The organism is Clostridioides sp. ZZV14-6387 (assembly GCF_020657835.1).
Taxonomy (GTDB): domain Bacteria; phylum Bacillota; class Clostridia; order Peptostreptococcales; family Peptostreptococcaceae; genus Clostridioides; species Clostridioides difficile_A.
The window spans coordinates 84,768-98,153 of the sequence record NZ_JAGWCW010000011.1 but is presented as its reverse complement, the minus strand read 5'-3'; the positions used below and the strand labels follow the sequence as shown (position 1 = coordinate 98,153).

The 13,386-nt window shown below is 30.9% G+C and carries 11 protein-coding genes; 8 read left to right on the top strand and 3 right to left on the bottom strand.

The genetic code is table 11. The annotated features are described in order from the left end of the window. Nucleotide 1: 1 nt before the first annotated feature. Nucleotides 2-529, bottom strand: coding sequence for a TIGR04002 family protein (locus KGF38_RS09080; protein ID WP_054268933.1), 528 nt, complete (start codon nucleotides 527-529; stop codon nucleotides 2-4). Nucleotides 530-854: 325 nt separating this feature from the next. Beyond that, nucleotides 855-1,853 (bottom strand): D-2-hydroxyacid dehydrogenase, encoded by a 999-nt coding sequence (locus KGF38_RS09075; protein ID WP_054268934.1) that lies wholly within the window; start codon nucleotides 1,851-1,853, stop codon nucleotides 855-857. 676 nt (nucleotides 1,854-2,529) lie between these two features. On the opposite strand from KGF38_RS09075, the gene hadA reads away from it, so the two are divergent. The 8 genes from hadA to KGF38_RS09035 all read left to right on the top strand — a co-directional run bounded on the left by hadA (nucleotide 2,530) and on the right by KGF38_RS09035 (nucleotide 12,105). Continuing rightward, the gene (gene hadA, locus KGF38_RS09070) at nucleotides 2,530-3,729 is read left to right on the top strand and encodes an isocaprenoyl-CoA:2-hydroxyisocaproate CoA-transferase HadA (RefSeq protein WP_074179971.1); all 1,200 of its coding nucleotides are present in this window, start codon (nucleotides 2,530-2,532) and stop codon (nucleotides 3,727-3,729) included. Nucleotides 3,730-3,767: 38 nt separating this feature from the next. Further along, a complete protein-coding gene (gene hadI / locus KGF38_RS09065; protein ID WP_021382982.1) occupies nucleotides 3,768-4,568 on the top strand; it encodes a 2-hydroxyisocaproyl-CoA dehydratase activator HadI in 801 nt (266 codons plus the stop codon). A 14-nt stretch (nucleotides 4,569-4,582) separates the two neighbouring features. Further along, entirely contained in the window at nucleotides 4,583-5,809 is a 1,227-nt protein-coding gene (gene hadB / locus KGF38_RS09060) for a (R)-2-hydroxyisocaproyl-CoA dehydratase subunit HadB (protein ID WP_074179972.1), read from the top strand. Next, entirely contained in the window at nucleotides 5,809-6,936 is a 1,128-nt protein-coding gene (gene hadC / locus KGF38_RS09055) for a (R)-2-hydroxyisocaproyl-CoA dehydratase subunit beta (RefSeq protein WP_054268937.1), read from the top strand. The genes hadB and hadC overlap by 1 nt, the downstream gene beginning before the upstream one ends. 47 nt (nucleotides 6,937-6,983) lie before the next feature. Next, complete coding sequence (gene acdB / locus KGF38_RS09050) at nucleotides 6,984-8,117, top strand: putative isocaproyl-CoA dehydrogenase AcdB (protein ID WP_021382942.1); 1,134 nt, start codon at nucleotides 6,984-6,986, stop codon at nucleotides 8,115-8,117. A 32-nt stretch (nucleotides 8,118-8,149) separates the two neighbouring features. After that, nucleotides 8,150-8,935, top strand: a complete 786-nt coding sequence (gene etfB, locus KGF38_RS09045; RefSeq protein ID WP_054268938.1) for an electron transfer flavoprotein subunit beta — start codon at nucleotides 8,150-8,152, stop codon at nucleotides 8,933-8,935. Nucleotides 8,936-8,953: 18 nt separating this feature from the next. After that, nucleotides 8,954-9,991: an electron transfer flavoprotein subunit alpha/FixB family protein gene (locus KGF38_RS09040; RefSeq protein WP_021382901.1), complete on the top strand. Its 1,038-nt coding sequence runs from the start codon at nucleotides 8,954-8,956 to the stop codon at nucleotides 9,989-9,991. A 482-nt stretch (nucleotides 9,992-10,473) separates the two neighbouring features. Next, nucleotides 10,474-12,105, top strand: coding sequence for a sigma-54 interaction domain-containing protein (locus tag KGF38_RS09035; RefSeq protein ID WP_054268939.1), 1,632 nt, complete (start codon nucleotides 10,474-10,476; stop codon nucleotides 12,103-12,105). A gap of 239 nt (nucleotides 12,106-12,344) precedes the next feature. Here KGF38_RS09035 and fba read toward each other — a convergent pair whose 3' ends face one another. Next, on the bottom strand, nucleotides 12,345-13,271 hold the full coding sequence (gene fba, locus KGF38_RS09030; protein ID WP_054268940.1) for a class II fructose-1,6-bisphosphate aldolase: 927 nt from the start codon (nucleotides 13,269-13,271) through the stop codon (nucleotides 12,345-12,347). Nucleotides 13,272-13,386: the final 115 nt, after the last annotated feature.

The window sequence follows — 13,386 nt, the reverse complement described above, 5'->3', positions numbered from 1 at the left end:
CTTAATTAAAATAACGTCTTTTAAAGTCAAGTTTATCAAGTGCTATACCTAAAATTATAAAGACAATAAAACTTCCTATTGGCTGTAATAAACCGAGTAAGCTCATTATAAATGCACTTGTAAAGCTTCCAATGATTATTCCTTCAGCAAACATGTATAAGACTAACCCTACTATACCCGCTATAATCGAAGCAATTATATTTCTTTTATTTATTATCTTGTCACTTTTAGAAGTGAAAAATAATACAAGTATTGGCTTTATGATTATAGTTGGTATTACCCAAATAGCAGCACCTGTAGATAAATCAGCTAGACCAGCACCTATTGCAGAGGCTGCTATAGCGTAGTTTGTTGGTAAGATGGTTGCAGCAAGATAAATAAAAGCATCTCCTATATGAACATATCCATTATTTCCACCCACTGGGATATGTAGTATATACGCTATTGTCAAACATATTATGGATGCAAATAACGCAGAAGTAACAATATAGGTCGTTTTTTTAGAAGTAACTTTATTCATTTTTTCCAATATACTCCCTCCCTAGAAATCCAAAACTAAGATAATTGTAATGTTTTCTTATACATATATTAATATTAATCATACAATTTTCATAGTTTGTTTAGTGTTTTTTTTGTAAAATATAGATTGTACCCATTCAAATGTATATAAATAGAAACGTGGAATAGAGTAGTAGGCAAAGTAGAATATAATATGTGATGTATTAGAAGTGGATAAATTATAGATAAAAAAATAATATAAGAGAGTCTACCCAATAGACTCTCTTATATTTGGGAAATTAAAGGCTATTTTGTTAGATAATAGCTAATTAATAAAAAAATATATTTATAAAATACTAATTTACTCTATTAGTAGCAGTTCCTGTTTCTATAACTTCTACAGCACTACTTAAACTAGAATAAACTATATTTTCTATCGCTGTACTAGTGAAGAAACCAAGGTGATGAGTGAATATAACTTGTTCCATAGAAAGAAGTTTGTTTATTTCTGGGTCAGTTAATTCGCCTGGATTCATCTTTTTATTTAAGAATAATCCTTCAGTTTCAAATGTATCAAGGGCAGCAGCTCTTATTTTTCCTGATTCTAGTGCTTCTATTAAGTCCCCTGTCTTAATTAAACCACCACGACCAGTATTTACTATATAAGCTCCATCCTTCATTATAGCTAGAGTATCTTTGTTTATCATATGTTTTGTTCCTTCAAGTAAAGGAGTATGTAATGTTATAAGGTCAGCTTCTTTTAAAAGGTCCTCTAAAGTATCTTTATAAGTTAATATATCATTTAAATCATTATTTGGATATTGGTCAAATGCAATTACGTTAGCCCCTAAGCCTTTGAATAGTTTTGCAGAAGTAGCACCTATTTTTCCAGTACCTATAACACCTACTGTAATAGATCTAACTTCTGTCCCAAGAAGTTCAGCTATCCAACGATAGTCACCTTCACAGACTTTTTTCTTTACTAAAGGAGTTTTTCTTAAAAGGTTCATAGCTTGAGTAACAGCTAATTCAGCTATTGCATTAGGTGAATAAGAAGGAACATTAGTAACAATAAGTCCATTTTCATTAACTAGACCAAAATGTATCATATCCATTCCTGCAGTTCTTGAAGCTATAACTTTAACCCCAGCATCTTTTAAAGTCTCATAAATATAAGGGTTATCTATATAGTTAGTTTGTTGTATAGATATACCATCATACCCTTTAGCTTTAACCACATTTTCTTCAGTCATGTTTTCAGGATAAATATCCACTTGAACATCCTTATGCTCTTCAGACCATTGTTTTATTACTGGTTCTTCATAATCGCGTGCTCCAAATACTAGTATTTTCATATCAATACCCTCCTGTAATTATTAAATTATATGGTAATCTTTCATTTAGAAATAATATGTAACATATAAGGCTATGTTTTTTATACAAAATTTTTAAGGTTAAAAATTTAGTTTTGAAATTGTTTTCCCTGTCATATTTCGATATTTAGTTATTTTTTATTTAATGTAATAATTGCTTTAAAAATTTATCAAAGAAATTGTTATTTTTTAGATTAAATATTATTAAAAATTTATCTAAGTTTGAAATTAGTTAACTAACTTGCTGATTAATTACAATGATAACATGTGTTTTTGAGTTTAGCAATGAAAACTTTTTTTGAAATGTCAAGCTTTTTCACAAAAAAATATATAAAAAAAACTTTTATATGCATAGAAAGGATGGCAAAATGCAATGGAGAGTTGCATAATGCCACGATATGAAAATAATAATTCAATTGTATATTGTTAAAAAACATTCAAATCAAGCGATATTTTGCTTAAATATAAAGTTGGCACGATAAATGCTTAACAATATAGGTGTAAGACAATAAAACAATAAAAAATAATTTTAATAATTTTTAAGTTATTTTAGATAAGATTAGGAACTTTGACATCAAATAGTTAATATCAGAAAAAGGTATTTCATGAGTGATTTAATCGAAATTTTATAATTGATACTATTAAGGAGGAAAACGTTATGCTTTTAGAAGGAGTTAAAGTAGTAGAACTTTCAAGTTTCATCGCAGCACCATGTTGTGCAAAAATGTTAGGTGACTGGGGTGCAGAGGTTATTAAGATTGAACCTATAGAAGGTGATGGAATAAGAGTTATGGGTGGAACATTTAAATCTCCAGCATCAGATGATGAAAACCCTATGTTTGAATTAGAAAATGGAAATAAAAAGGGTGTAAGTATTAATATAAAATCAAAAGAAGGAGTAGAAATATTACATAAATTATTATCAGAAGCAGACATATTTGTAACTAATGTTAGAGTTCAAGCATTAGAAAAAATGGGTATAGCTTATGACCAAATAAAAGATAAATATCCAGGATTAATATTCTCTCAAATATTAGGATATGGTGAAAAAGGACCTTTAAAAGATAAACCAGGATTTGACTACACTGCATACTTCGCAAGAGGAGGAGTTAGCCAATCTGTTATGGAAAAAGGAACATCTCCAGCAAATACAGCAGCAGGATTTGGTGACCACTATGCAGGTCTAGCATTAGCAGCAGGAAGTTTAGCAGCATTACATAAAAAAAGTCAAACTGGCAAAGGTGAAAGAGTAACAGTAAGTCTTTTCCATACAGCTATATATGGAATGGGAACAATGATAACAACAGCACAATACGGAAATGAAATGCCTTTATCAAGAGAAAATCCAAACAGCCCATTAATGACTACATATAAATGTAAAGATGGAAGATGGATTCAATTAGCTTTAATACAATATAACAAGTGGTTAGGCAAATTCTGTAAGGTTATAAATAGAGAATATATATTAGAAGATGATAGATACAATAACATAGATTCAATGGTTAATCATGTTGAAGGTTTAGTTAAGATAGTTGGAGAAGCTATGTTAGAAAAAACATTAGATGAGTGGTCAGCTCTATTAGAAGAAGCAGACTTACCATTTGAAAAAATCCAAAGCTGTGAAGACTTATTAGATGACGAACAAGCTTGGGCAAACGACTTCTTATTTAAGAAAACATATGATAGCGGAAATACAGGTGTCTTAGTTAATACTCCAGTTATGTTTAGAAATGAAGGAATAAAAGATTATACACCAGCACCAAAAGTAGGTCAACATACTGTAGAAGTATTAAAATCTTTAGGTTATGATGAAGAAAAAATAAATAACTTCAAAGATAGTAAAGTTGTAAGATACTAATTAGTAATTCTAGATTTTATAAAAGGAGAATGCTAAAGATGTACACAATGGGATTAGATATAGGTTCAACTGCATCAAAGGGAGTAATTTTAAAAGATGGAGAAGATATTGTAGCTTATGAGACAATATCTTCTGGTACTGGGACTACTGGACCATCAAGAGTTTTAGAAAAATTATATGGCAAGACTGGTCTTGCAAGAGAAGACATTGAAAAAGTTGTAGTTACAGGATATGGAAGAATGAATTATTCAGATGCTGATAAGCAGATAAGTGAATTAAGCTGTCATGCCAGGGGAGTAAACTTCATAATTCCAGAGACAAGAACCATTATTGACATAGGTGGTCAAGATGCAAAGGTATTAAAGTTAGATAATAATGGAAGACTACTAAACTTTCTTATGAATGACAAGTGTGCTGCTGGTACAGGAAGATTTTTAGATGTAATGGCAAAGATAATAGAGGTTGATGTATCTGAACTCGGAAGTATATCTATGAATTCTCAAAATGAAGTGTCAATAAGCAGTACATGTACAGTATTTGCAGAGTCTGAGGTTATATCACATTTATCTGAAAATGCAAAAATTGAAGATATAGTGGCAGGTATTCATACTTCAGTAGCAAAGAGAGTTTCTAGCCTAGTAAAAAGAATAGGAGTACAAAGAAATGTAGTTATGGTTGGTGGAGTTGCTAGAAATAGTGGTATCGTAAGAGCTATGGCAAGAGAAATCAACACAGAAATTATTGTACCTGATATACCTCAATTAACGGGCGCTTTAGGAGCAGCATTATACGCTTTTGATGAGGCGAAAACATCACAAAAAGAAGTGAAAAATATATAAAAAGAGGGATGAAAATGTCTGAAAAAAAAGAAGCTAGAGTAGTAATAAATGATTTATTAGCTGAACAATATGCAAATGCATTTAAAGCTAAAGAAGAAGGAAGACCTGTAGGTTGGTCAACATCAGTATTTCCTCAAGAATTAGCAGAAGTATTTGACTTAAATGTATTATATCCAGAAAACCAAGCAGCTGGGGTAGCGGCTAAAAAAGGTTCTTTAGAATTATGTGAAATGGCTGAATCTAAAGGATATTCTATCGACCTATGTGCATATGCAAGAACAAATTTTGGTCTTTTAGAAAATGGTGGCTGTGAAGCTTTAGATATGCCAGCTCCAGATTTCCTACTTTGCTGTAACAATATATGTAACCAAGTTATAAAATGGTATGAAAATATTTCAAGAGAATTAGATATACCTCTAATAATGATTGATACAACTTTCAATAATGAAGATGAAGTTACTCAATCAAGAATTGATTATATTAAAGCTCAATTTGAAGAAGCTATAAAGCAATTAGAAATTATATCAGGAAAGAAATTTGACCCTAAGAAGTTTGAAGAAGTAATGAAAATATCAGCTGAGAATGGAAGACTATGGAAATACTCTATGAGTTTACCAGCAGATTCTTCTCCTTCACCAATGAATGGATTTGACTTATTTACTTACATGGCTGTAATAGTTTGTGCTAGAGGTAAAAAAGAAACTACAGAAGCATTTAAGTTACTTATAGAAGAATTAGAGGACAACATGAAAACTGGTAAATCTTCTTTCAGAGGAGAAGAAAAATACAGAATAATGATGGAAGGTATACCTTGTTGGCCATATATAGGATACAAAATGAAAACATTAGCTAAATTTGGAGTTAACATGACAGGTAGTGTTTACCCACATGCTTGGGCATTACAATATGAAGTTAATGATTTAGATGGAATGGCAGTAGCATACAGTACTATGTTTAACAATGTAAACTTAGACCGTATGACAAAATATAGAGTTGATTCTTTAATAGACGGTAAATGTGATGGAGCATTCTATCATATGAACAGAAGCTGTAAGCTTATGAGTTTAATACAATATGAAATGCAAAGAAGAGCAGCTGAAGAAACTGGATTACCATATGCTGGATTTGATGGTGACCAAGCAGACCCTAGAGCTTTTACTAATGCTCAATTTGAAACAAGAATTCAAGGTTTAGTTGAAGTAATGGAAGAAAGAAAAAAACTTAATAGAGGTGAGATATAATGGAAGCTATTTTATCTAAAATGAAAGAAGTAGTTGAAAATCCAAATGCGGCTGTAAAAAAATATAAAGATGAAACTGGTAAAAAAGCTATAGGTTGTTTCCCAGTTTACTGCCCAGAAGAGATTATACATGCAGCTGGAATGCTTCCAGTTGGTATATGGGGAGGACAAACAGAATTAGATTTAGCTAAACAATATTTCCCTGCATTTGCATGTTCAATAATGCAATCATGTTTAGAATATGGATTAAAAGGTGCTTATGATGAATTATCTGGAGTTATTATACCAGGTATGTGTGATACATTAATTTGTCTAGGACAAAACTGGAAATCAGCAGTACCTCATATAAAATATATATCATTAGTACATCCACAAAATAGAAAACTTGAAGCTGGTGTAAAATACCTAATCAGTGAGTACAAAGGTGTAAAAAGAGAGCTTGAAGAAATATGTGGTTATGAAATAGAAGAAGCAAAAATTCATGAAAGTATAGAAGTTTACAATGAACATAGAAAAACTATGAGAGACTTTGTTGAAGTAGCTTATAAACATTCTAATACTATAAAACCATCAGTAAGAAGCTTAGTAATCAAAAGTGGATTCTTTATGAGAAAAGAAGAACACACTGAATTAGTAAAAGAATTAATAGCAAAATTAAATGCTATGCCAGAAGAAGTCTGTTCTGGAAAGAAAGTTTTATTAACAGGTATAGTAGCTGATTCTAAAGATATATTAGATATTTTAGAAGACAACAATATATCAGTTGTAGCAGATGATTTAGCTCAAGAAACAAGACAATTCAGAACAGATGTACCAGCAGGTGATGATGCGTTAGAGAGATTAGCAAGACAATGGTCAAACATAGAAGGATGTTCATTAGCTTATGACCCTAAGAAAAAACGTGGGTCACTTATAGTAGATGAAGTTAAAAAGAAAGATATAGATGGTGTTATCTTCTGTATGATGAAGTTCTGTGACCCAGAAGAATACGATTATCCTTTAGTTAAAAAAGATATAGAAGATAGTGGAATACCTACTTTATATGTTGAAATTGACCAACAAACTCAGAATAATGAACAAGCCAGAACTCGTATTCAAACTTTTGCTGAGATGATGAGTTTAGCGTAAGTTCATTAAAATAAATTTACTATAAAATGTGAAAATTGGAGGAAGCTATGTTATATAACAAAGAACAAGAACTTTTAAGAAAAGCAGTAAGAGATTTTGTTAGTAAAGAATTAGATACTTTACCAGCAGAAATGGATAAAACAGGTGTAATGCCTAAGGAATTAATCAAAAAGTTAGCTGAAACAAAATTTATAAGCAGTAATATTCCAGAAGAGTATGGTGGTGGGGGAGCAGGATATGTTTCTTATGCTATCATAATGGAAGAAATAGCTAGAAGATGTGCATCAACAGCTACTTTTGTTACAGCTGGTTCTTCTCTTGCTACATTACCAATACTTTACAATGGTACTGAAGAGCAAAAACAAAAATACTTAAAAGGTTTAGCAACAGGTGAATTAATAGGAGCATTTGGTTTAACTGAGCCAGGAGCTGGTTCTGATGCAGGTGGACAACAAACAACAGCAGAATTAGTTGGAGACCACTACATCTTAAATGGTAGAAAAACTTTCATAACTAATGGACCATTCTGCGACATAGCTATAGTAATAGCAGTTACAGATAGAAGTAAAGGACTTAGAGGTACATCAGCATTTATAGTAGAAAGTAAATGGGATGGTTTCTCAACAGGAGCTCATGAAGATAAAATGGGTATAAGAGGAACTGAAACTTCTGACTTAATATTTGAAAATGTTAAAGTTCCAAAAGAAAACCTTATAGGAAAAGAAGGTAATGGATTTAAAATAGCAATGGGTACTTTAGAAGTAGGTAGAATAGGTGTTGCTGCTCTAGCTCTAGGAATTGCTCAAGGTGCTTTAGATGAAGCTGTTAAATATACAAAACAAAGAGTTCAATTTGGTAAGCCTATAGCTAAATTCCAAAATACTCAATTTACTATAGCTGATATGGAAACAAAAGTTTGTGCAGCTAGAGGATTAGTTTACGATGCAGCACAAAAGAGAGATGCAGGAATGAGAGTTGCTCAAGAATCTGCAATGGCTAAATACTATGCAGCAGAAGTTGCAAATGAAGTTGCTTACAAAGCATTACAACTTCATGGTGGATATGGATTCATAAAAGATTATGAAATCGAAAGAATGTACAGAGACGCTAGAATCGTATCAATATACGAAGGAACATCAGAAGTTCAAAAAATGGTAATTTCATCAAACGTATTAAAATAATAAATAATCTAATGAAATTGGAGGTATAGACTTTGAAAATATTAGTTTGCGTAAAACAAGTTCCAGATACTAACGAAGTAAGAATAAATAAAGAAACAGGTACTCTTATAAGAGATGGAGTTCCAAGTATATTAAACCCAGATGATGCTAATGCATTAGAGGAAGCTTTAAAAATTAAAGATGAGCATGATGATGTAACTATAACAGTTATAACAATGGGACCTCCTCAAGCAGACTTTATGCTAAGAGAGTGTTTAGCTATGGGTGCTGATGATGCAATATTATTAAGTGATAGAGCATTTGGAGGAGCTGATACTTGGGCTACATCAAATACTATTGCAGCAGGTATAGCTAAAGTTGGAGATTATGACATAATATTTGCAGGAAGACAAGCAATAGATGGAGATACTGCACAAGTTGGACCACAAATTGCAGAGAAATTAGACATTCCTCAAGTTACATATGTACAAGACTTCAAAATAGAAGGAAAAGATATAATAGTTCAAAGACAATTAGAAGATGGATATGAATTAATAAAAGTAAGTACACCTGTACTTTTAACAGCAGTAAAAGAGTTAAATGCACCTAGATACATGTCTGTTGATAAAATAGTAAAAGCATATAAACATGATGTAAAAGTTTGGACAATTGATGATTTAGATGTAAATAAAGAAGAGGTTGGTTTAAAAGCATCACCAACTAAAGTATTTAGATCATTTACTCCTGAGCCAAGAGGAAAAGGAGAAATCTTAGAAGGTAAAGCTGATGAAATAGCTAACAAAATAATAATCGGTCTAAAACAAAAGCACATTATATAAGTTGGAGGAGTACAAACTATGAATGATATAAAAGATTTAAGTTCTTATAAAAACGTATGGATATTTGCAGAACAAAGAGAAGGAAAAATAGCTCCAGTAGTTATCGAATTATTAGGAGAAGGAAGAAAATTAGCTACAGAAGTAGATGCTGAGCTTTGTGCAGTATTATTAGGAAAAGATGTTGATGGATTAGCTAAAGAGTTAATCACTTTTGGAGCAGATAAAGTTTATGTTGCAGATGATGCTCTTTTAGAAAAATATACAACTGATGCATATACAAAAGTAATAAAAGATGCAATAGATGAAATAAAACCAGAAATAATGCTTTTCGGAGCAACTCATATAGGTAGAGATTTAGCACCTAGAATAGCTTCAAGAGTTGGAACTGGATTAACAGCTGACTGTACTAAGTTAGAAATAGACCCAGAAGATAAGAAAATAAAACAAACTCGTCCAGCATTTGGTGGAAACATAATGGCTACAATCATATGTCCAAACCATAGACCTCAAATGTCTACAGTTAGACCTGGTGTTATGGATAAAGCTGAGCAAGACGAAACAAGAACTGGTGAAGTTATAGCATTAGACTATAAAATAACTCAAGATGATATAAGAACTACTGTTTTAGAAACAGTTAAAACTAAAAAAGATTTAGTATCTCTTACAGATGCAAATGTTATAGTATCAGGTGGTTTAGGATTAGGTGGACCAGAAGGATTTGAAATGCTTAAGAAATTAGCTGACAAATTAGGTGGAGTAGTTGGTTCTTCTCGTGCAGCTGTAGATGCTGGATGGATAGACCATTCTCACCAAGTAGGTCAAACAGGAACTACTGTTAAGCCAAACCTATACATAGCTTGTGGTATATCAGGAGCAATACAACATTTAGCAGGTATGCAATCATCAGATTTCATAATTGCTATAAACAAAAACCCAGCAGCTCCAATTTTAGAAATCGCTGATTATGGAGTAGTTGGAGATTTACATGAAATAGTACCAATGCTTATAGATAAATTAGATAGCGTTGATGATTTATTAGAAGCTATAAAAGCTTAATTGATACAAATTATATAAATATTACTGATTGAATAAGTCTTATTAGTTAGTAACATGATTATTAACCCTTTGATAAGTTGTTGCTAGTTTGTATTTGTCAGTTATTAAAAAGTCTGTTTGAATAAAATTTTACAATACAAGATAATCTAGATAATCCTTATATGTGTATTGCTTACAAAATGTGAGTCATACCCTATAAGGATTATCTTTATTTTTTTGAATAAATCTTAAATTTAATTAAATTGTACTAAATAGACAAATAATTACTAAATGTGTGATAAAATACAATTAAAAGCAAAATGAAATTTTTAACAAACTATAATCATTAAAATTATATCTTAGTTACATTTTAATGAAGGAAGCTATTTAAAAAGACAAATATTACGAGGAGTTGGTTGTATGTGCTAATGGTATTTATTGTAAGCAAACAATAAATTTTGTATGTAGTTCAATAAATTACTTAATGAAAGGTGCGAATATTAATGGATAATAATTTAATAGGGCTTATAGAACATGTAGAAAATCCAGCTATTTTATGTAAGGAATCAGGCGAAATAATATATTGTAATCATCTAATAGATAGTATTTTTAGTTTTCTAGATATAAAAAAGCCTAAAAATATAAATGAATTAGATTCTAACTTTGACAAAAAAGAAATTCTGACAGATAGTAAAAAGAAAATAGCTTTCAGAGAATTAAGAATGAATGCACATATATACAATATGAAAGATAATAATAATGAAAATACTATAGTTTATTTATTTGAGAAATCTGTAATATCGGATAAAGTAGTTGAGGATATAATAGAACATATAGATGAAGTTGTCGTTGTATTTAACAAAGATGGGGTAATTGAAAAGATGAATAATGTTAGTGATGAGATATTACCTTTTAAAAGAACTGAAGTACTTGGTAGAAATATAACGGACCTTGTAAGACAAGGATTAGTAGAAGAACCAATAATATTAAATATGCTTAAAGTGAAGAAAAAGATTTATAGAAATATCGTTTACCCTGATGGAAAACTTATTGCCTATACAGCAGTTCCAAGATGGGACTCTAAAGGAAAACTTACAGGAGGAGTACTTACAGGAAGAGATATTTCAAGGGTCATTAAGCTTGAATCTCAGATAAGATATAGTGATATGTCAGAGGATACAGAGTATATAAGTCAAAGTAAGATTATGGATAACATAAAAAAAGTTGTCAAGAGAGCTGCAGCTTCGGATTCTTCTATATTTATAAATGGAGAATCAGGTGTAGGAAAAGAAATAATAGCAAGAACTATCTATAAGTACAGTTCAAGAAGGGAAAAACCTTTTATCGCAATAAACTGTGGAGCTATACCAAATGAACTATTAGAATCAGAGTTTTTTGGATATGAAGAAGGTTCTTTTACTGGAGCTAAGAAAAAAGGTAAAAAGGGACTTTTTGAAGAGGCAAATGGTGGAACTATATTTTTGGATGAGATAGGTGAGTTACCAATGCAGATGCAAAAAAAATTACTTAGAGTTATACAAGAAAATACGATTACTAGAATAGGTGGTAGCAAACCTATAAAGATAGATGTTAGATATATAAGTGCTACTAATATTTCTCATGAAGACCTTAGAAATAATCTTAAATTTAGACAAGATTTATACTATAGATTGAGTGTTATTCCAGTAAAAATACCACCACTTAGAGAGCGAAAAGAAGATATAGTACCATTAGTAAATTATTTCTTAAAGCTTTACAATGAAAAGTATAATAGAGAAGTAGAAGTTTCACCTAAGGTTATTGAGTTATTGGAAGAATATTCTTGGCCAGGTAACATAAGAGAATTGAAAAATATCATTGAAAGATTCGTAGTTTTATCAGCTAAAAATGTAATTGGAGAAGATGAATTTAATATGCTTATAAATCTAGATATGATTGATAATGAAACAGATGATTTATCACCAATAGTGGTAAATGGAATTATGAATCTTAATGATGCATATAAAATAGTAGACCAAATAATGATAAGTAAGGCTATAAATAAGTATGGTTCAATAACAAAGGCTGCCGAAGTTATAGGTATATATCCTTCTACTATTCATAGAAAGATAAAAAGTGGACACATTCATGTATAGTCAATTAGCTTAGAAAAGTAATTAGAATTGATGGAGTCTTACTTTTTAAGAGCTAATGATGGTCGATTACATAGAAAGCATAAACTGTTTGGAATAACTTAAAAAAAGAATAGATTAAGTTATGTTGATTTTGGACAACCTTTTTGGGAAATGTATGTACAACTTAAAAGAGATGGCTTAGAAATAAAATTAATTATTCCAAGTCATCTCTTTTCTTTTATAAATATTTAAAAGTTATATTAGTTTATAGAGTTAGCAGAACCTAAAACATCATCTATTTTGCTTTCAACTACAGCTTGTATAGCATCTCTACCAGCACCAATGTATTTTCTTGGGTCAAATTCTTTTGGATTTTCAGCTAAGAATTTTCTGATAGCAGCAGTCATAGCTAGTCTTAAGTCAGTATCCATGTTTATTTTACAAACAGCCATAGAAGATGCTTTTCTTAACATTTCTACAGGTACACCTTTAGCTCCAGCTATATTTCCACCAAATTCATTACATGTAGCAACTGCATTTTGGTCAACAGCAGATGCACCATGAAGAACTATTGGGAAACCTGGTAATTTGCTTTGGATTTCTTCTAGTATGTCGAATCTTAATTTAGCTTCTCCTTTGAATTTGAAAGCTCCATGAGAAGTTCCTATAGCTATTGCTAATGAATCAACTCCTGTTCTTTCAACAAACTCAACAGCTTCAGCTGGTTGAGTATATTTGTGAACATCAGAAGTAACATCATCTTCTGTTCCAGCTAAAACACCAAGTTCTGCTTCAACAACAACACCTTTAGAGTGTGCATATTCAACAGCTTCTTTAGTTATTCTAACATTTTCTTCAAAGTCAAAATGAGAACCATCTATCATAACTGAAGAGAAACCAGCATCAATACAAGTTTTAATAGCATCCATATTTGGGCCATGGTCTAAGTGAAGAGCTACGTCTACACCTATTTCATCAGAAGCAACTTTAACCATTTCAACTAATGTATGAGGTCCAGCATATTTAACAGCTGACATAGAAGCTTGTATCATAACATAAGAATTTTTAGCTTTAGCAGCTTTTAAAACACCTTGTAATTGTTCTAAGTCACTTATGTTAAATGCACCTATAGCAAATCCACCTTCATAAGCTTTTTTAAACATTTCTTTTGTAGTAATTAATGCCATTTTAAAACTCCTCCTATTAACTTTTAAAATTTACCCATCACTTATATTATAACGTTAAATCAAAAAAAGTATATAGTAAATTGTAATAACTATAAATTACAAGTATAATGTTAAA

Bases quoted from the DNA above. Each gene is read 5' to 3' on its own strand.
- KGF38_RS09075 (WP_054268934.1), bottom strand. From the start codon at position 1,853: ATGAAAATACTAGTATTTGGAGCACGCGATTATGAAGAACCAGTAATA.
- hadA (WP_074179971.1), top strand. From the start codon at position 2,530: ATGCTTTTAGAAGGAGTTAAAGTAGTAGAACTTTCAAGTTTCATCGCA.
- hadI (WP_021382982.1), top strand. From the start codon at position 3,768: ATGTACACAATGGGATTAGATATAGGTTCAACTGCATCAAAGGGAGTA.
- hadB (WP_074179972.1), top strand. From the start codon at position 4,583: ATGTCTGAAAAAAAAGAAGCTAGAGTAGTAATAAATGATTTATTAGCT.
- hadC (WP_054268937.1), top strand. From the start codon at position 5,809: ATGGAAGCTATTTTATCTAAAATGAAAGAAGTAGTTGAAAATCCAAAT.
- acdB (WP_021382942.1), top strand. From the start codon at position 6,984: ATGTTATATAACAAAGAACAAGAACTTTTAAGAAAAGCAGTAAGAGAT.
- KGF38_RS09040 (WP_021382901.1), top strand. From the start codon at position 8,954: ATGAATGATATAAAAGATTTAAGTTCTTATAAAAACGTATGGATATTT.
- KGF38_RS09035 (WP_054268939.1), top strand. From the start codon at position 10,474: ATGGATAATAATTTAATAGGGCTTATAGAACATGTAGAAAATCCAGCT.
- fba (WP_054268940.1), bottom strand. From the start codon at position 13,271: ATGGCATTAATTACTACAAAAGAAATGTTTAAAAAAGCTTATGAAGGT.